At 61.4% G+C, this 19,438-nt stretch carries 14 protein-coding genes; 10 read left to right on the top strand and 4 right to left on the bottom strand.

Going from position 1 to position 19,438, the window contains the following annotated elements; translation table 11 throughout:
• Positions 1-1,050: 1,050 nt before the first annotated feature.
• Both ACYVBS_RS09945 and ACYVBS_RS09940 read right to left on the bottom strand, forming a co-directional pair.
• Complete coding sequence (locus ACYVBS_RS09945) at positions 1,051-1,557, bottom strand: hypothetical protein (RefSeq protein ID WP_460823388.1); 507 nt, start codon at positions 1,555-1,557, stop codon at positions 1,051-1,053.
• Between the two features lie 8 nt (positions 1,558-1,565).
• On the bottom strand, positions 1,566-2,228 hold the full coding sequence (locus tag ACYVBS_RS09940) for a VC1465 family Xer recombination activation factor (RefSeq protein ID WP_460823405.1): 663 nt from the start codon (positions 2,226-2,228) through the stop codon (positions 1,566-1,568).
• Between the two features lie 361 nt (positions 2,229-2,589).
• On the opposite strand from ACYVBS_RS09940, the gene ACYVBS_RS09935 reads away from it, so the two are divergent.
• The 10 genes from ACYVBS_RS09935 to ACYVBS_RS09890 all read left to right on the top strand — a co-directional run bounded on the left by ACYVBS_RS09935 (position 2,590) and on the right by ACYVBS_RS09890 (position 16,060).
• Positions 2,590-3,204: an XrtA/PEP-CTERM system exopolysaccharide export protein gene (locus ACYVBS_RS09935; RefSeq protein WP_460823387.1), complete on the top strand. Its 615-nt coding sequence runs from the start codon at positions 2,590-2,592 to the stop codon at positions 3,202-3,204.
• Positions 3,201-4,793, top strand: a complete 1,593-nt coding sequence (locus ACYVBS_RS09930) for an XrtA system polysaccharide chain length determinant (RefSeq protein WP_460823386.1) — start codon at positions 3,201-3,203, stop codon at positions 4,791-4,793. The genes ACYVBS_RS09935 and ACYVBS_RS09930 overlap by 4 nt, the downstream gene beginning before the upstream one ends.
• Positions 4,790-5,539, top strand: coding sequence for a P-loop NTPase family protein (locus ACYVBS_RS09925; protein ID WP_460823385.1), 750 nt, complete (start codon positions 4,790-4,792; stop codon positions 5,537-5,539). Before ACYVBS_RS09930 ends, ACYVBS_RS09925 begins: the two co-directional genes overlap by 4 nt.
• Positions 5,526-6,869, top strand: a complete 1,344-nt coding sequence (locus ACYVBS_RS09920; protein ID WP_460823383.1) for a hypothetical protein — start codon at positions 5,526-5,528, stop codon at positions 6,867-6,869. The genes ACYVBS_RS09925 and ACYVBS_RS09920 overlap by 14 nt, the downstream gene beginning before the upstream one ends.
• 16 nt (positions 6,870-6,885) lie before the next feature.
• On the top strand, positions 6,886-8,022 hold the full coding sequence (locus tag ACYVBS_RS09915; RefSeq protein WP_460823382.1) for a glycosyltransferase family 2 protein: 1,137 nt from the start codon (positions 6,886-6,888) through the stop codon (positions 8,020-8,022).
• 2 nt (positions 8,023-8,024) lie between these two features.
• Positions 8,025-9,398, top strand: a complete 1,374-nt coding sequence (locus ACYVBS_RS09910) for a glycosyltransferase (protein WP_460823380.1) — start codon at positions 8,025-8,027, stop codon at positions 9,396-9,398.
• The gene (locus ACYVBS_RS09905) at positions 9,388-10,557 is read left to right on the top strand and encodes a glycosyltransferase family 4 protein (protein WP_460823379.1); all 1,170 of its coding nucleotides are present in this window, start codon (positions 9,388-9,390) and stop codon (positions 10,555-10,557) included. The genes ACYVBS_RS09910 and ACYVBS_RS09905 overlap by 11 nt, the downstream gene beginning before the upstream one ends.
• Before the next feature lie 72 nt (positions 10,558-10,629).
• On the top strand, positions 10,630-11,946 hold the full coding sequence (locus ACYVBS_RS09900) for an O-antigen ligase family protein (RefSeq protein ID WP_460823378.1): 1,317 nt from the start codon (positions 10,630-10,632) through the stop codon (positions 11,944-11,946).
• Positions 11,947-12,364: 418 nt separating this feature from the next.
• On the top strand, positions 12,365-13,462 hold the full coding sequence (locus ACYVBS_RS09895) for a hypothetical protein (protein ID WP_460823377.1): 1,098 nt from the start codon (positions 12,365-12,367) through the stop codon (positions 13,460-13,462).
• 387 nt (positions 13,463-13,849) lie between these two features.
• Entirely contained in the window at positions 13,850-16,060 is a 2,211-nt protein-coding gene (locus ACYVBS_RS09890) for an NEW3 domain-containing protein (RefSeq protein WP_460823375.1), read from the top strand.
• Between the two features lie 127 nt (positions 16,061-16,187).
• Here ACYVBS_RS09890 and ACYVBS_RS09885 read toward each other — a convergent pair whose 3' ends face one another.
• Positions 16,188-17,621 carry an oligosaccharide flippase family protein gene (locus ACYVBS_RS09885; RefSeq protein WP_460823374.1) on the bottom strand — a complete coding sequence of 478 codons (1,434 nt, stop codon included), beginning with the start codon at positions 17,619-17,621 and terminating at the stop codon, positions 16,188-16,190.
• Positions 17,622-17,704: 83 nt separating this feature from the next.
• A complete protein-coding gene (locus ACYVBS_RS09880) occupies positions 17,705-19,291 on the bottom strand; it encodes a glucosamine inositolphosphorylceramide transferase family protein (protein WP_460823373.1) in 1,587 nt (528 codons plus the stop codon).
• Between the last annotated feature and the right edge of the window lie 147 nt (positions 19,292-19,438).

Genomic DNA, 19,438 nt, shown 5'->3' with positions numbered 1-19,438 from the left:
GAGAGCGGCACCCTTGCAACCCACCCATCGAGCGATAAGCTCGCAACCTTGGACTCTACGAAGTAGCTCGTGGCCCTAACAGCGGGGGCAGGTCAGACCGGCTATTCGGGGTCTGGGTCGCGGACGAAGGACGCTATCTATTTCCGCCCTGGCAGTTCGGGGGGAGGGGAGAGTTGATTCCCCAGGTGCAATCGCTGCTCGCAATTTTGCGAAGCGATCAAGGCGTCGCTGCGGGCCAGCCGACCTCCGGATGGGAGGAACTGGAGTGGCTCTTAGCGCCTAACACCGAATTGGGCGGGCGTAGTCCGGCGGAACAGCTTGCCCACGATCCTGAGAACGTGATTGAGACTGCTCGGAGGCAGTTCGAGGAAGGTCCGGACGCCCGATGGTGAGCTAAGGGGCTTGGAAATGGTCCGATCCAGATGGCGAGGCACTCATCTTGATTTCTGGAGGCATTAAAGGGACCAAGCCCCGCAGATTCGGATTGGCCGGTTCTTCATGCGCCCGGAAATGATGCTTTTTGGAGCAACTAACTGTGCGGGACTGACAGCGAGGTACAGCCGAATGTGCAGGTCGGAAAAACCGCGCAGCAAAGACTGCAGGTGCGGCACATCGAAAGTGCGTAGCCGCGCTATCGAACTTTGGGGTGCCCACGGATCGGAAGTCTGCAGTCACCTTGGCACTTTCCGGCGACCCGAGCAGTTTGTTGGCGTCTAGTCGGCATCCAGTTGGCGCTTGTACATGCAGAAGATCGGCGCCAGGCACCCCGTAGATTGGGATGGGCCGTTTCCTCATGCGCCCCAGAAATGCTGACTGTGCGGGACCTGGATTGAGAGTGCGGCCAAAGGACTGCAGTGCATCGAACTCTGCGGTGCCCAGCAGCGGAGTCAGGATCCGTGGAGTCGTGACAATCCCGAGTACTCAGTGGATGCGAGACAAAGCCGAGCAACGCCGGAAATGTCACAACTTTACTGAGCCCGGTTTTGGCCACGCAAGTCGTTGATTGGGCGAGTGGGCAAGATATAGGACTGCGCATAATGCCTATTATGTTCAGACGGCATGATGCACCTCCGGGGCAGCGGCCCCGTTGACGTTGAGCCCTTCTGCGGGCCGTGGCAAGCCTTGCCCGGGCGGGCAAGCAAAAAGCGGGTGTCCGGGGAGCGCGGCTGGCGACCGGTCCCCGTCCGGGTTGGCCGACTGCTGCGGGCCTTCGGGCGCGTCCGGCGCGGGTACAGCGTCGCCGTGGCCTGCGGCCACCAGGTCATCGGCGTCGGCGGTGTCCCACGGCTCTTCGACCAGATCGCCGCGGACCAGCGCCCGGAGCCGCAGCCGCTCGCCCAGGTGATGCAGCAGCATCTCGAAGAAGTCCTCCGGGCCTGCCCACGCGGTCTCGCACTCCGGGTGCCGCCACGGTTCCCCGCATGGCGGGATCGTGTCGCGGACGGCGGCCAGATGCGATTGCAGCGCCAGCGTCAGGAACTCTTCGGGGCTGACGAACTGGACCGCCTTGGGGACCGGGTACCGGGCTGGCGTGGCCTCCTGCCAGCGTTGGGCCATGCGCGGGCTCATCGGGCACCCCCGGAAAGTTGTTGAGGCACAGGGCCCCAGCTTCCCCGCCAGACGACCGGGCCCCAGCCGGGGGCGAAGCCCCCGGGAGGGAAGTCGACAGCCCCAACAAGCTGACCCGCCCCCTGCCCCTGCGGGCCAGTGAAACCGGGCTTTTCGCCCCCCTGCGTCTCACTTGTTGAAGAATAGACAAGCCCATAGGAGCCAACCCCCTTGGCCGGGGCCCGGATGCCCTCCGGGCCGGTGGCCAACAGACTCGGCGGGAGCGGAGCCAGAAGCCCAGCCGGGGCCGGGGCGGCCGCGCTCCGCGCGTGCGCCTGTACCCCAGGGTGCCCCTTCGCGGTGTCCCGCTTCCGCACCAGGTCGGTGAACGCCGCTGCGCGGCGGCACAGCAGGGTCAGCCACGCCATGTCGGCCGGGGCCATGCTGTGATTCTCAGGCGTCACCAGCTTGCCCCGGACGATCCGGTAGCCGGCCCATGCCGGGTCGGCCAGCTCGCCGTGCTTGAGCTGCCGCAGGAGCTTGTACGCGGCATACGTGGGTCGGGCCTTGCCCGTCTCCCAATGGCCGATCGTGCGCAGGCTGACGCCGAGAAGCTCGGCCGCGTCGTCCCGGGTCAGCCCCCCGAACACGCGAGCGTCCCGGAACTGCTGGGCGGTTATGCGAAGCGGCCGGGGCGTGCGCCCCGCTTTGTACGGCCCTTTCGGGCGCTCACTGCGCCCCCAATGCCTATTATGTTATTTCTGGCTATGGGCGGACTGAGCTCCGATGGCGAGCCGACCTCAGCTGTGCCCCACACCCCGGCAGGAATCCGTCTAACCCTCTGACCTGTTGCCTGTTGCCTGTGCTCCCAATCGCAGAGCATCACCACTGCGACTACTTATGGCTTCCGCAGCCCCGCAACGTGGCCTCGAGACGCGAAGAGAGGACGTCGCCGTGATGTAGCTGATTGACCCCGTGATGTGAATGTCCGGCTGCGCGGACGCCCGGCGTTTATCAGATGGGGTCAATCGGAGAATTGCCATGCATTTCGCATCAGCCCTTGGTGCGCTCGGCCTGTCGCTCGTCCTCGCCAGCTGCGCGAGTTCCCCCGCGGTCACCTCGGGGGCCCCTCCTTCACCCGTCCCACCCGAGGAATACCACATCGGGGTCGATGACGTAGTGCAGGTCGCGGTCTGGAAGAGTCCGGAACTGGGCATTACTGCGCCCGTGCGTCCAGATGGAAAGATTTCCGTACCGCTGGTCGGTGATGTCATGGCCGGGGGCAGGACCCCTAATGATGTCGCGAAGGATGTCCAGGACAAACTGGCAGCGTACGTGCGCGAGCCACAGGTCACCGTCATCCTCACCGAACTTCGGAGCCACGAGTACCTGTCGCGGGTCCGCGTGACCGGCGCGGTCCGCCAGCCCGTCTCCATCCCATACCGCCAAGGCATGACCGTGCTGGATGCGGTGCTTGCCGCAGGTGGCGTGACCGAATTTGCAGCGCCTGACCGTTCCAGCCTGCATCGAAGGACGGGGACCGGCGAACAGGCCTATGGCGTGTCGCTCGGCAACATCCTCGAAAGTGGCGACCTCAGCACCAACTACAAGGTTGCCCCGGGCGATGTAATCACCATTCCGGAGCGCGTGCTGTGAACAGCATACCCAGGCCACTCGGGCTGCCGGGGCCAACGCCGGAACGGCTTCCAGCGATTGCGCTGCTGACGATTGCGCGAAAGGAACTTGTCCGTTACCTCTTGCCGCTGGCATCCATCTTCGCCGGTATTGCCCTGCTCTTCCTTGTATGGGGGTTGCTGAATCCGGCGACCTACCAGTCGTCCGCTACGATCCTGGTCCAGGACAACTCTTCCATCGGGCCACTCATGGAAGGGCGGACTGCCGCACCAAACGATTCGTCCAGGGCGCTGATCTCAAGGGACGTCCTGTTCGGGCAACGGGTAATGGACGAGGTCCTGCGGGCTGGCGGTTGGGACGTCGGAGGTATGAGCCCCATCGACAAGGAGCGACTGTCACGGAACGTCATGGGACGGACGGAGGTCGTGGTTACCGAGCGTACGCAAGTGCGGTCTTCGGATCCAAAGCTTAGCCTGGTGAAGATCACCTACTCCGATTCCGATTCAGAGCGGGCACATGCGGTCACGAAGCGCTTTTCAGAAGCGTTGATCGAGCAGGTGCTGGAGTCGAGAGCCCAGGCGAGCCGCTCGGCCTACCAGTTCATTGATGCCCAGGTCGAGAACTACCAGATGGCGCTGGCCTCTGCTGACAAGAAACTACAGCAGTATCGGCAGGCCAACCCGGATGCCCTGCCCGGCATGGGCTCCGATGTCTCGGCCAGGATCGCCGAGCTGCGACGGGCCGCCGATAACGCCAGTATCGACTTGGCAGGTGCCGGCGCGCAGGAGCATCAACTGCTGCGCCAGCTGTCCAGTGAAAGCCCGGTAACGACCATCTCCCGCGCGACGCAGTCAAACGCGCAGATGGCGACATTGCGCGCAGAAGAATCACGTCTGCTGTTGAGCTACACCGACCAGCACCCCGATGTCGTAAGAGTTCGCAATCAAATCAGGGAGCTGCAGTCCCAGGTGCGAAATGGCGGCACTGCCGGGGCTTCGGTCCTGCCAGGAACCACGCCGACGATGAACCCTGTGCATGAGCAGTTGCGGGCGCAACTGGCCGAGGTGAGGCGTCAAGGCGCGGCAGCGGCGTCCCGCGTTGCGAGTGCACAAGCCTTGCTGCGCCAGGAGTTTGAACGCAACCAGCGAATCATCGGCACAGAGGGTGAAGTGTCCGCACTTACACGCGCCCACGACGTGAATCGAGAGATGTACGAGGACCTCTTGAAGCGCCGCGAAAACGCCCGTGTGTCGATGAACCTGGACGCAGACGGCCGAAGCTTGGGCTTCCAGATCCAGGAGCCAGCATCCCTGCCCCTCCTGCCCTCTGGAATGCGATTGATGCATTTCGCCGTTGCAGGATTGCTTGTGGCCGTGATTGTTCCAATGCTGCTGCTGTCGGTGATTGTCAAGCACGATCCGAGGGTGCGGATGCCGCTGCAGATCGAGCGGGATGCAGGTCTTCCCGTTCTTGGACGTATTCCAACCAACATGAGCCTGGACCATCTTGAGCTCCGCACCAAGCGGATGAGGATGGGCATGGCCCTCATCGCCTCCGTTGCCGTGGTCTACGGCCTCGTGATGATCCTGAAAATGGTGGACGTGCTATGAACGATTTCAGCCACGTGGCCGCGGCGGTAGCCGAGCATCCGAGCGAGCCCAAGGGACGGTACGTGGTGCGCCGGACCGACAGGACGTCGCTCACCCCGCGCCAGCTTGCGGAACGGTCCATCATTCCATATTTGGACGGAACCAACAGGCAGCTTGTTGATTCGTTCCGTGAGTTGCGGACAAAGCTGCTCGCCACCTCAGGCGAGAACTTCATCACCTTGGTAGCGCCTGTCAGCAAAGGGTGCGGAGGCAGCTTTGTTGCGCGCAACCTGGCGCTCGCGATGAGGTTTGACCCTGCCAAGACGGCACTGCTCATCGACTGTGATTTCCAGACACCGTCGCAGCATTCCGCTATGAGGGTTGACTCTTCTGGGGGCGGCCTAGCCGACTACCTTGAGAACCCAGAAGCCGAAGTGGAACCAATGCTGCATTCGACAGGGGTCGCCCGCCTCACGTTGATCCCGGCTGGCAACGTGGCGCAAGGCGAGCTTTTGTCCGAGCAATTCACATCGTTCCGCATGCGGTTGCTGATGGATTCACTGAAGAGCAGCTACACGGATCGCTACATCGTCCTGGACGGCCCGCCGGTGTTGGGGTCGCCGGACGCCCGCATGTTGTCCGATCTCGCGGACGTCGTTGTGCTGGTCGCCGGGTATGGACGCAATACAGCAGCCGACATCGCCGAGGCGGCAGCGAATTTCGATCCGCGCAAGTTTGCCGGCGTGGTTTTCAATGAAAACACGTAACGAACGCCATGGGCGGCCAGCCCCTGTAAATCGGCAGCGGACGCCGATTTTCGTGGGCGTGCTGGGCGCATTGCTGACGCTCCCTGCGACAGCAGGCCAGTTCAATTATCAAGTTGAGTTCACAGGCCTGCACAGCGACAACATCAACTTGAGCGAGGATAACCAGCAACAGGAGACTGTGGCGATTCCCCGGCTCAAGTTTGATTTCAACGATGCCGGATCGACCGTCGATATCCAGGCCCGGGGCGAGGTAGAACGCAGGTTCTACACGAAGAATTCTTTCGAAGACGAGACCCGAAGTGCGTTTGCAGGTCGCGTCAACTGGTCAGTGCTCCCGCAACGCCTGAAATTCGTCGCCGAGGACTACTTGAGCGAGCAACCGATCGACATTCGCGACGGTCGCTATCCAGGTAATTTGCAGCAGGTCAACGTGTTTCTCGCCGGGCCGAGCCTGTTTGCAAAGTTGGGGGGCTCGACCCATTTTCAGTTGGATCTCCGCGGCGCCGACACGTATGCCGAAGAAACGGAGGGTTTCAACAGCCGGAGGTACGGTGCGGCAGCCATCGTCAGTCACGCGTTTGACGCTGAATCCGAACTGTCGTTGCACGTGATGTCTTCCGATGTGAAATTTGACCTGTCGGACCCCGCCGTGGCGGATGACTACGTACGGCAGGACGCGTTCGTCCGCTATCAAGGGCAGGTTCGTGACGTTGACTACGAACTTGACTTGGGCCATTCGCGCCTTGGCCTCGATACAACGCCTGACGAGTCGACCTCCATCGGCCGTGCCACCGTGCATTGGCGTATCAGTCCGGATAGTCGCGTGCGGATTCGGGCCAGACAGCACTTTTCTGACGAAGTCCAGGACCTGATGCTTCGGTTCAGTGATCCTGATGAAGCGCTTGTCCCGGTGCTCGCTGACCCGGGCGCGTCCCAGATAAGCGGCCGAGTCTACCGGCTGAAGGAACTGGAGCTTGATTACCGGTATTCGGGCGAGCGCGTCAGTTTCCGCCTCAGGCCAAGGGAACGGCGTCGCGAATATATCGGTAACGGGGAGTCGAACCGTACGGACCGCGGGGTTTCCGCTGCCATTGGCTATCGCTTGCGCCCGAGAATGACAGTGAGCCTGGAAGGATTGGTGCAAAAGCGGGATTTCGTCAATCGAGGGCAGGAAGATACCGACCGGGTTTACCGGCTTGGCCTTGACTACCAGATGACCCGGCACTGGGGCTGGAGCGCGGACCTCATCCAGAACAATCGTGAGTCCAACCTCCTCGACCCGGTTTACAAGGAGCGCGTTGCGCAATTCACCGTGTGGTGGAAACGCTAGAAGGAGGGGCATGCCGATGCTGACGATTCTGCTTTGGGGCTCCCTGCTCCTTCTCGGCTACATCTACTTCGGCTACCCGTTGGCAGCCATTCTTCTTTCGCGAATCCTGAGGCGCGAGGTAAGGACGGCCGACATCACCCTGCCAGTGACCGTGATTATCACAGCCTTCAATGAAGTGGCGCACATTGAGGAAAAGATCCGCAACGTCCTAGAGCTTGACTATCCGCCCGGACTGCTGGACGTCATCGTCGCGTCGGATGCATCCACTGATGGAACTGACGAGCTCGTCTGCGCGCTTGGGGTCCCAAATGTGCGTCTGCTGCGCGTCGAAGGACGCAAAGGGAAGACCGCCTGCCAAAACGCCGCTGTCCAGGCAGCCACCGGTGAGGTCGTGGTCCTTACGGACGCAACGACGCGCATTGAACCCTATGCCGTACGCGCGATGGTTCGAAACTTTCACGACCCGGATGTGGGTTGTGTAGCGGCTCGGCTCAAGTATCTGGCCAGTGGAGACGGGGCTACAGGAAAAGGTGGCACTTCGTACTGGTCCTATGAGGTCGGTCTGAGAATGGCGGAGAGCGCGCTCGGGTCATTGATTGGCGTATCCGGCTGTCTCTACGCGATCCGGCGGAGCGCCTACCGCGCCATTGCCCCAGAACTGATCAGCGACTTCGTTATTGCGATGGTGGTTCGCGAGCAGGGGCTCCGTACGGTTCTGGAAATGGATGCGCTGTGCTACGAGCATACGCTCGAGCGGCCAGATCATGAGTTGTCAATGCGGATTCGCGTCGGCTTGCGAAGCCTTTCCGCCTTGGCATGCAAGAAAAAGTTTCTGAACCCGATCCAGTATGGCCTGTTTGCCTGGCAACTGTGGTCCCACAAGCTGCTCAGGTATCTGTCCCCTGTCTTTTGGGGAGTCGCGCTGATCTCCAATGCGGCGTTGGCGATGCAGGGCCGCTATCTGTGGTTGCTGGCGCTGCAGTTGATCCTGCTTGGCGCAGGACTGCTGGGCTTCGTCTTGAACCGCATGCTTTCTGGGTCTCGCATCCTGTCGAAGCCCTACTATTTCCTGCTGACCAACCTCGCCTCCGCGATCAGCCTTTTCCGGTTTGCGCGTGGCGATCGGGTCGTAACCTGGACGCCGGTGCGATAGCCATGGATACGAACCCTGTCATCCAAGGCAGCGCCTCCTCGCAGTTGTCGCCGCGACGCGCAGCTGCACCCGATGATGGTCAGGACTACGAGTCGGGCAGCGTTTCGTCCTGTTCGGTCGAGGCGGCTGACAAGCGCGCGACGGCTGATGCCGGATTGCCACCAGAACGCGTTCTGTACGTCGTCTCACAGTTCCCTAGCCTTTCCGAAACGTTCATCGTCCGGGAGATCTGCGCGCTCATTGACATGGGTGTCGACGTGCGGATCCTTTCACTCAAGCCATCCAGTGAATCGGTCGTCCAACAACAGGCGGCGCGCCTCATGGACCGCGTCATCCATCCCGCCACCCCGTGGCAAACGATGGCGGGGGCACTGGGCCGTGCGATGCAAAGCCCTGTGGCGATATCGGCGTTCGCGTATCGCTTGGTCACCCAGCTTTGGCACCGGCCAGCGACCTTGGCCAAGAGCGCGGCTGCGGTAACGCTCGCGCTGGGCCGGGCTGGCGAGATAGAGGCCTTTTCGCCCCAACTCATACACGGGACGTGGGCCACCTACCCTGCCACCGTGGCTTGGCTCCTGTCGCGCGTGCTGGGCTGTCCCTTCAGCTTTACCAGCCGAGCCCACGATATTTTCATCGAAGACCACCTGATGGAAGACAAGCTCGATGCCGCTGCGCTTGCAGTGACGATCACCGAGCACAACGTGCAGTTCATGTCCCGCTGGACGCCTACACCCGGGACGGTCTCGATAAAAGTGATCCATTCCTCGCTCAACCTGCCGGAGTTTCCATTCAAGCGGGACGGGCGGCATTCGGCCAAGCTGCTTTCTGTCGGACGGCTGGTGCCGATGAAAGGTTTCGATGTTCTCTTCGCCGCCCTGGCCCGCCTGAAGGATCGTGGGTGCGCTTTCAGTTGCACCATCATTGGCGAAGGGCCGGAGCGCGGTCGCCTGGAATCCCTGCGTTCAACGCTGGGCCTCGATGGCGTCGTAGATTTGCCCGGGGCCATGTTGCAGCGCGAGGTCGCACAGCATATGGCCGATTCGGCGCTCATGGTGCTCCCTTGCGTCGTGGCCAGGAACGGGCAGTCAGATGGGATTCCCAACGTCCTGATGGAAGCCATGGCCAGTGGCCTTCCGGTCATCAGCACATGGGTGTCTGGAATCCCAGAGTTGGTGGAGGACGGCGTTTCGGGATGCCTGGTTCAGGCCGGGGATGTCGAGGGCCTGGCCGATGCGATCGATTCCTTACTTGCGGATACCGAGGCGCAGGACCGCTTCGCCAAGGCCGGACGGGCCAAGGTTGAGCGGGACTTCAACGTGCAAATCGAGGCGGCGCGACTGTTGGATCACTTCAGGTCGGCATGCCATGTCTCATAGAAAGCGCATCCTTCTGGTCATTGACAGCATGGAGGTTGGCGGAAGCCAGCGCCAGATACAGAAGTTGATCGAGGGATTGGACAAGGATCAATGGGAGCCAGAGTTCGCGTTCTTCCGCGTTGACTCGTTTCTGGCCGACGAGGTACGAAGGATCGGCATTGCCGTACATCACGTTCCAAAGAGACGAAGGTTTGACCTTCGATTCCTGTTGGCCTATGCAAAGCTATTGCGCGAGCGAAGGTACGCGCTTGTGCACGCCTTCTCGCTGACGGCAGAACTCTGGACGATTGCCGCCCGCTTCATGGTGGATGTGAAGCCGGTGCTTGTTGCATCGGAAAGAAGCGCCTTCCGGACAGATAGACCGTTCTGGTATTGGTGGATAAAGCGCAGGATCATCGCGTCCAGCGCTGCTGTGATCGCCAATTCGCAGGCCGGCGCACAGTCCACCGCACGGCGAGTCGGGATGATGGACGGCCGCTTCACAACGATCGCGAACGCGGTTGATATCCCCTCCCCCGTTTCTCCGCCCACGCGCGTGTCGATACGACAGAGCTTCGGCCTTGAGGATGGCCGATTGCTGGGGCTGTTCGTGGGGCGACTCGTGCCGATCAAGAACCTCGCCTGCCTAGTGGAGGCGCTGGCGACGATGCCCGCCAGCCGACGACCGCTGGTGCTGCTTGTGGGCGACGGCCCATTGAAGCAGTCGCTTCGAGACTTGGCCAGACAGCGCGGGGTGCAGGCCAATGTTCGGTTTCTGGGCGAACGAAAGGACGTGGCCCAGCTAATGCAGGTGGCCGACTTCCTGGTATTGCCCTCGCGCTTCGAGGGGCAGTCCAACGCCCTGCTGGAGGCAATGGCTGCGGGATGCCCGGTGATTGCGTCGGCAGTCGGCGGCAACGTGGAACTGGTTCAGCAAGGATCCACAGGGCTGCTGTTTCCGGACGATAAGTCCGGTGCGCTGGCCGATTGCATGGAAAGAATGGGTGATCCAGCGCTGAGGGCCAGGCTGTCGCAAGCTGCGCGCGAAAACGTCGTTGAGAACTTCAGCCAGGCGGCGCTCGCCCTTGAAACTGCGAGAGTCTACCAACGCTGCCTGGAAGGTACGGACTCCCATCAGTGGACGATGTCGCGATCAAGTCCACCGATCAAGGTGAAATAGGTATGGACAGCCAACTTGCGCCCTGCACTGCCCCGCTGCGCTGCAGCGTTGCCTGTCAGATCGGGTAGCAAAATGAACATTCTGTACGCAATCCCAATCCTGCTGCTGCCCAATACCGCACATTTTCCGGCGGATTTCAGCGTGGGCGTGTCACTGGCCTTGCTTTTGATTGCGTATCTGTTTCGGGACCGCGACCCGGACTACCTCGCCCGTCCCAGCTTCCTCTGGGCGCCGTTCCTGGCCCTGTTCTTCGCCATGCTGATTGGTTTCCTGGGCGCTCATTGGACTGACCTGTCGAACGCGGAGGCAGATCTGCGCGAAGCCAAGGTAGCCGTGCTATTCCCCTTCCTGTACCTGGCGTACCGACGTTGTGGCCTGGATGCGAGGGGCACCCGAAACCTGATCGTGATCGTATTGATTGTGGCCGTCATGGCCGGGCTTGAAGCCGTATCGCAGGCGATGCGGTTCAATCTGGGTGCCTTTTCAGAGACCCAACGGGCCACTGGTCCATTTGGGCAAATCAACATGGCCAACCGCGCCGGCGTATTTTTTGCCATGTTCCTGCCGATGCTGGTATCGCTCGCATTGAAGCCCGGGCAGTCCCGTGTCGTGAGACTGCTGGCGATCGCTGGCAGCCTCATCCTCGTGTTGGCGATTCTGTTCACCTATTCGCGCCAGGCATACCTTATCGGCCTGTTTGGCATCATGGTGCTCCTGGTCTGGCGAAGCGTCCCCGCTGCGATCCTCGCGGGGGTGGTCCTTGTAGGGGCGGCCGCGGTCGTACTGCCAAGCAGCGTCGTCGAACGCGTCCAGCAGACCCAGCAGGCGGATGTCGATGGCTCGGTGAATCTGGATCCAAGCACTTCCAGTCGATTCGTAATCTGGCGCGGGGCGATGGAAATGCTGCGCGACAATCCCACGGGCGTTGGACTTGGTAGGTTCTCCGCCCGGATTGGTGACTACTCCAACTATTCTGGCAAGGACGCGCACAACGGGTTTGTGCTGACGCTGGCCGAGTTGGGGCCCTTTGGGTTGTTCGCGTTGTTATGGGTGGTCTGGCGGTTGTGGCGGCTGGCGCGGATGTTGCGCCGCTCCCCCGGGGCAGGCCCACCAGAATCGCGAACCTTTGAGAGGGGCTTTACTCTGGCCGTGGTCGCCATGGCCTTGGGCAACATGTACGGAAGCCCCTTCTTCGACAGCGTCATCATGGCCAATTTCTGGATTCTTTGCGGCCTTATGGAGCGTTATGGTCTGCTCAAGTCGCACGAAGCCGGCAAAGTGGCAGAGACCCTTCGCAGGGACCCGAATGCGGTGCCCATTGGTCAGCGTTTTCCTTTGGTAGCGCGGGCGCTCCCGGGACTCGCAAGGCCCAGGAATGCGGTCCGCTGACACGCCACCCACCAAGTCGATGCTATCCACTGGCATGGTGGCGCTGGTCCTCGTTGCCTGCACGGTGGAGTCCGCCCCTAGCCTGGGCCGATGCCGCGCCAAGCCCAGCGATCAGTCAGACATCCCTGTCAGCATGTCCTCAAAAGGCGGCTTGACGTATTACGTCAGGCGCGACGGAGGCAATGCCGAACAATGCACTGGACGCACCGACGCCCCGTACCCGGGCAGTGGCATTGGCAAGCCGTGTGCCTGGAACAGCTTGGAAGTGGCGCTTCCCGGCACTGGCGAGAGCCGGATTAGGGGTGGCGACACGCTGCGGATAGCCGGGGGCACATATGCCATCGGCCGAGTGCTGCAGGCGATACCTAGCGGGCCATCGCCCGCCTCGCCTACCCGTATCCTCGGGCAAGAGGGCGCCATGCCAAAGCTGGTCGGTACACGTGGTGTGCATCGCGTGCTTAACCTGGATAGCAGTTCCAATGTCGAAGTGGGCCACCTTGAGATCACAGACGGAAGCGACTGCGTCTTCCGACATTTTGACGCCGAGGCCTCGTGCGTCGACGGAGCGCCCTGGGCGCGGGTCGGACTTTACGCCCGCGCTTCAACGAACGTGTGGCTGCACGATCTCAACATCCATGGCATGGCCGCCCGCGGAATCAATGCGGGGGCGCTCCGCAACTGGACGGTTGAGCGGCTGACGCTCAACCGGAACGGGACTGCTGGTTGGGATGGGAATATCGGATCCAATGGAAGCAATTCCGGAAGGATGATCCTGAGGAATATCGAGATTGGCTGGAATGGTTGCGGTGAGCGCAGCGCCACCGGCGAACCTTGGGCATGCTGGGCGCAACAGACGGGCGGCTATGGTGACGGCTTCGGGACTACGGAGACGGGTGGCCAGTGGTTGATCGAGGATGCCCATGTACACCACAACACGTCCGATGGCTTGGACCTGCGGTATCTGGACGGTGCCGATACGACGGTAGCGACGTTGCGTCGAGTGCGTGCGGTTGCCAATGCAGGTAACCAAGTGAAGATCAGGGGCAATTCGCAGGTGGAGGATTCGGTGCTTGTCGGCCACTGCTCCTACTTTCGAGGCAAGTTCCATATGACCGAAAAGGACCTGTGCCGGTCCGATGGCAGCACGCTGCAGCTGGTCATGACCGGAAATGACTCGGTGGTGGTACGTAACAGTACGCTGGCGGGTGAAGGCGCTGCCCAGATCGGCCATAGCGAAGGCGATCAAACGGATCGCATCGAAATCCGCCAGAACGTCGTGGTGGGCTTTTCCTCCGGCCAAACCAAGTCGGGCCGTTCGGCCTTCACGGCCGGGAAGTCCCGGGCCGTGATTCATTACACCGGGAACTTGGCGTGGCAGACGGCGGGCTGTCCGCCCGGCACCGTGTGCGATCGCGACCCCAAGCTGACCGGCATGTCGCTCGAAGCCTTCAACGCCATGCCGCGCGTGGATAGCCCTGTGCTGGGGAGCGCGGGCGCGACACCCTGTAAGGACTGAATCGCGCGGATAGTCGTCCACGTGCCGCGGATTCCCAGCGACATTCGGGGCCAAGACTCTAGTGGCGGCCTTTGGCCTGCCCAGTCGGCGATGGCAGCCCACAAATGACGCCGCGCGACTGCCATTCGGGTATCGAATTCCCGTGATCCGCGTGACGCGCATCACGGTTTGGCGGCCTGATGACCTGAAATCGCGACTGAATATGACGCGCATGGTCACGCCGTCTGCACGCAAATGTGCGTGCCACGTCACTTTCTGACGCATTCGCGGGAGTGAAGTGTGCCCAACCGCACACCCCCCCTGAAACCATCTCTGTAGTCTCCATTTCCGGCCGATGGGAGGGAGCTCGTGGCCACCCGCCCTTTGTCCAACGGAGACACGCTACAGATGTTTGCTTCATCGACCAGCGGGCACAGCCTGCCCAAGCTCGCCCTTGCTCTGTCCATTGGCCTCGGTGCCATCGGCACGGCGCAAGCCGCCTCCATCTACTACGTGCGAACCAACGGTGGCGACGCGAGCCAGTGCAACGGCTTGAGCAGCGCCGCCTACCCCGGCAGCGGCACCAACCAAACCTGCGCTTGGAAGAGCCCCGTCATTGCCCTGCCGCCGTCCGGATCTCCACGCATCGCTGGTGGGGACACCCTGCGCATTGTCCCGGGCACCTACCAGTTGGGCAGTGGCGGCTACATGCAGCCTATCCCGAGTGGCCCGAGCGCCACCTCCAAGACCGTGATCGTTGGCTGGGGCGGCACGCCCAAGCTGGTCGGCGTCGCGGGTGCGCACCGCGTGCTCAACATGGACGGCAGCTCCAACGTCGAGGTGGGTAACCTGGAAATTACCGACAACAGCGACTGCGTCTACGGTCACTCGGTGTCGTCGGCAGCCTGTACCAGCAGCATGCCTTGGGCACGCGTTGGACTGTACGCCCGCAACTCAAACAATGTCTGGCTTCACGACGTCAACATCCATGGCATGGGCGCGCGTGGCGTCAATGCCGGCCTGCTCAGCAACTGGACGATGGAACGTCTGAAGATCAACAAGAACGGCAGCGCAGGCTGGGAAGGCAACGTCGGCACCAATGGCTCGAACTCGGGCAAGATGATCATGCGTGACATCGAGATTGCCTGGAACGGTTGCGGCGAACGCGTCGCTACCGGTGAGCCGTGGGCGTGCTGGGCGCAGAAGACTGGCGGCTACGGTGATGGCCTCGGCACCACGACCACTGCCGGCGACTGGCTCATCGAAGATGCCTTCATCCACCACAACACGTCCGATGGCCTGGACCTGCGCTATATGGATGGCGCGGACTCGACCAAGGTGACCCTGCGCCGCGTCTACTCGGTTGCAAACGCAGGCAACCAGGTCAAGGTCAAGGGCAATGCACTGATCGAGAACTCGGTCATGGTGGGTCACTGCACCTACTTCCGCGGCAAGCACTACATGACCACGGGCGACCTTTGCCGCGCCTACGGCAGCTCCCTGCTGCTGATCCTGACGGGCAACGACACGGTCAACGTGCGACACAACACCATCACGGGCGAAGGTGACGCTCAGATCGCCTATGGCGAAGGCACCAGCACGGACAAGATCAACATCCAGAACAACCTGGTCGTTGGCTTCCCGTACTACGCCGACACCACGAAGGCAACGCTCTTCAGTGGTGGTGGCGCGCCTGCGGCAAAGACGTTCTCGGGCAACATGGGCTGGAAGGTTCGCACCTGTCCGACCGGCACCACGTGCACCCAGGACCCGCTGCTGACCAACATGACATTGGCAGGCTTTGATGCGTCGCCGCGCTCGGGCAGCCCGGTTGCAGATAAGGTGGCATTGATCAGCGGTGTTACCACCGACTTCCTGATGCAACCGCGTCCGTCGGGTGCCTCGAATGACGTCGGTGCGTACGAGATGCAGGTGGCTGGTTCGACGCCGACGCCGGCACCGACGCCGACCTGCACCCGTGCAAAGCCTACCTTGAGCCTGGCCGGTCCGACGACCGCAGTGGCGGCTGGCACCACCAACAGCTACTCGGTGACCCTGAAGAACAACGACAGCAGTGGCTGCAGCAACACGACGTTCGCCTTGGCGCGTAGCGTGCCGTCCGGTTGGACCGGGACACTGTCGACCACCGGTGTTGCTTTGGCTCCTGGTGCCTCGGGTACCGCCGTGTTGAAGGTCACCTCCCCCACCTCCGCTGCGGCGGGTGGCTACGGGGTTGGCGTGGGCACGAGCAGCAGCGTCGGCAGCACCCATACCGCCAATGCGTCGAGCACCTATAGCGTCGCTGCAGCGGTTGGCATGACGGAAACCCTCACGACCAGCAAGTCAAGCTACAAGGCCGGTGAAGTGGTTTCCATCACGGCCCGCGTGATGAAGGGAAGCGTTGCAGTCTCGGGAGCAAAGGTTAGCTTCGTTGCACTGAAGCCCAACAAGGTCAACACGATCGAGTTGAGCGGCACCACCAACAGCAGCGGCTACGTCACCGTTTCGTTCAAGTCGGGTACCGGTAGCAGCTCCATTGGCACCTACCAGGTGACCTCCACTGCCACCAACGGCAGCGATACGGCCAAGTCGACCACCAGCTTCTCGGTCTACAAGTAATCAGTTCCACTGATGCGCAAGGGCCCCGGATCTCCGGGGCCCTTTTTTTGCCGCGCTCCTGCCCTTTCAGTCCGAGGCTCGAGCCATCTGAGGGCCGGCTTCCCAGCCTCACCCTGCCCTTCTAGGGTCAAGGCGTGCGCTTCCACAGCCCCCATGCGAGCTGTCGCATCTTCGGGTCGATCAAGACAACTGGAATCGCGTACATGAACACGAACAGCGCGCCGGACAGGAAGAGTCTGGCCCACGCGTCCTCTAGACCAAACAGATTTGAACCGCGGGCCACGCCCACAAGCAGCAACGCGCATCCAGTGGCAACAGCCACCGTGTGTAGGCGGGGCAATTGGGCCAAACCCTTTGGGCAGACCAGGAACTGGGCGACGCACAATCCAAAATAGCTTACGGCCGTGGCCCAGGCGGCCCCCATGTAGCCCATCCGGGGAATAAGTAGAAAATTCATCCCCACATTGAGTATCGCAGCCACGGTCGTTATGGCCAGAACGGGAAGCGTCTGCTTCTTGAGCTGCAGTCCGTAGCTGGCGATGGTGAACAAGGAGAACAGCGACAGCGTTATTCCGACCACGACAAACACGTCGCCGGATGCGGCTTTGTCACGCCCGCTCAATGCGACAAGAACGTCATTCCCCGAAACAAGAATCATGGCGACGATGGCGCCAACAGCATAGGTCATTGGTAGCAGCACGCGAGTCTTCAGGGCTCGAACCGCTTCGCTCCCTCCCTGCTCGTAACTGCGTGTGACCACCGGATTGAATGCTTCCGACAGTGTTGCGATGAGGAACACATTGAGCTGCATGGCCAAGGCGTATCCAATGGCGTAGATGCCCACCATGGAAAAATCGCCAGTAATATGTCGGATCAATACGCGATCCATGTTGGCCAGAACACTGGCGGCCACCTCATTTGCCATCAACGGAATGCCATAGATCAGGCCATTCTTGAACTCCATCGGCTCGATGGCGTGGCGAGAAACCGTCACGTTCTGGTACATCCAGTAGCCAAGCCACGCCAGCACGAGTGTCGCGGCGAGTATCTTCCCGCCATAGACGGCCAGCGCGCTCCGCTGGATCAGGATGACCGCAAAAAGCACGAACGCCAACTCCAGCGCCCTCGCGATGATGCGTGTCGACATGAGGACGTCGGACCGCTCGCTCGCCCGGATGACCATCTGGACGATGTTCGTGTTAGCCAGAAGCAGCACCAAGACAAGCGCAAACCAGAACAGCGGGTGTAGCCCTCCCCCACCAATCCACTGGACAAGCACTAGCGCAGCCGCAATGACGGCCCATATCAACACCGACAGAACCATCGGCAACATCACCTGGTTCGTGCCGAATACGCGCAATTTCTGTGGATCTCCATCGTATGGGTAGAACCGAACGATGGCGTGTGGCGCGCCGAACTTGACCATGGCCACACCGAGAAGCATCAACGTATCGTAATACCTCAGGATGCCGTACTCGGCGTTATCGAGTAGCCGGGTCAAGATCGGGAAAGATATGAATCCGAGCAACATCACGACGCCATTCGAGATCGAATAGCGCATGTAGTGCGTGCCTAAACCGGCGCGGGAGCGGGGTGGAATCTCATTTCCCTCTGAAACGCCTTGGGCTGGTACGGATGGACTACTCACGCTTGAGGCCCATGGATCGAACTCTGCCCGCCCCCATAGGCGGGGCGCGACGCCCCGGAAGGAACAAGGCCGTCTCCAGTCAGAAGCTGCGACGCGCTGAGGGGCGTCGAAAGTTGGTGTTCGACTTCGTCTTTTGGACCCCGATCCATTGTGGCGCCAGTTACCTTCAGATACGCGGTGCCACCAGGGGGTCGCCCAAAGACATCCAGCACCTCCACCTGGCCGTCTGCATTGTATGTATGGCAGCCAGCGATGCGTCGCGCAAAGTTTGGCTCCAACTTTGAAAGCGATCGTTCGCTGTAAGCGGTTGGACTGAGCTGAAGCACTTCGTTGAATACGACTGCGCTGCCATAGCAGGGGCCACAGTCCTGTGCGGGTCGAATCAATCGACCGCGGTGCAAGAACAATTTTCCTGCCATCCTGGCGCGCCGGACGTCGCATACCAAAGGCGACGCGGGATGTGGCACGTAGTCCCCGTCCAACCGATCCGAGACGAACAGGAACAGTTCATCACTTGTGCTGATCGCATTCTCCGACACGTTAGTGAACAGGTACCAGAACCCCTCATGAAAGTGCAGGGTCGGATCGACGCACACACGTCCTGTGATGAGATTCTTTATTCGTGTCCATTCCAGTGGAAAGCGGGTCGCTCGATACAGACTAACGCGCCTGTCATAGCTGGACTCGACGGTCATGTACCAGTTGTCTTCCCAAGGAAACACCTGCGGATATGACAGGTGCCCTGGCTCATCGAGCGAAACACCCAATCGCTTGGCTCCGCCATTGGCAAGCTCGACGCACGCGATATTGGCATTGTTCCGCTTTGGATCCTCCATCTCTTCAACAAAGATCAGTTTGTGGCCATCTGCGTTGAGAATGAACGGGTCGGCCCACCATCCGATTTGCGGCCTGAGCAAGGCATAAGAGCCGATCACGGGGTCGCTCGGGTCCAAGGGGGACCCTGCCAAACGCAGCACCAGCGTCCAGCCCAGGCTGCCATCGCGGCGTCGCCCTGAAAGCCGTCGGATAGCTGCTCGCGCGAGTAGCGCGAGGGCACGCGCGCCGGGCATGTGGCCTGCGTCAGGCTGCTCAGCCAACTGGAGTACGGAGGTCGATCTCGGCTCGGTGAGAGCTTCGCCCTCGGCCACGCGGCGTAGCCCCCTGACCAGCAATCCAGGCAGCTTTCGGAAGGCGGCTTCGCGCTGTCTTAGAAATGAGCCAGCGCGTGTCTGCCCTGTGCTCACAGCCAGCTCGATCCGCTTACCGCTACTGTCCGACAGGATCATCCCCATGCGAGTGGTGAAGTCATGCCGCAGCATGGGAGAGAGCAAAGCCAACCCGGCATGGCGCTTGTCGACCAATTGGGAGTCAATAGTCCAGCAACCTTTGGGGGCAACCGCCGATAGCTCGGTGCCCAGGGCTGGCGGGCCGAGTAGGACGACCAAATCGGGCCGCAAAGCCTCCACCTGCTGCACGATGGAAGGCTGCTGCGCGCCCGGTTGGCCATCAGGATCCGGGTCGGACGGCAGCAGGATGGGCTCCAATGAGTGTTCCTTGCTGAGCAGTGCGCTTTCGAGCCCCACGGCAGCACGAACAAGGAGAGGGACGTTCTCAACTTGCGGATGATTGGAGCGAGGAATCGCAACATGGATTACCTCAATCCACGGGTACTCCGAGGCAATTTCCTTGAACCTGTGTATCCAATTCGGCACGCACGCAGGAGCAACCAA

This window comes from Lysobacter olei (assembly GCF_054777355.1).
This window is presented reverse-complemented; position numbering and strand designations above follow the sequence as displayed.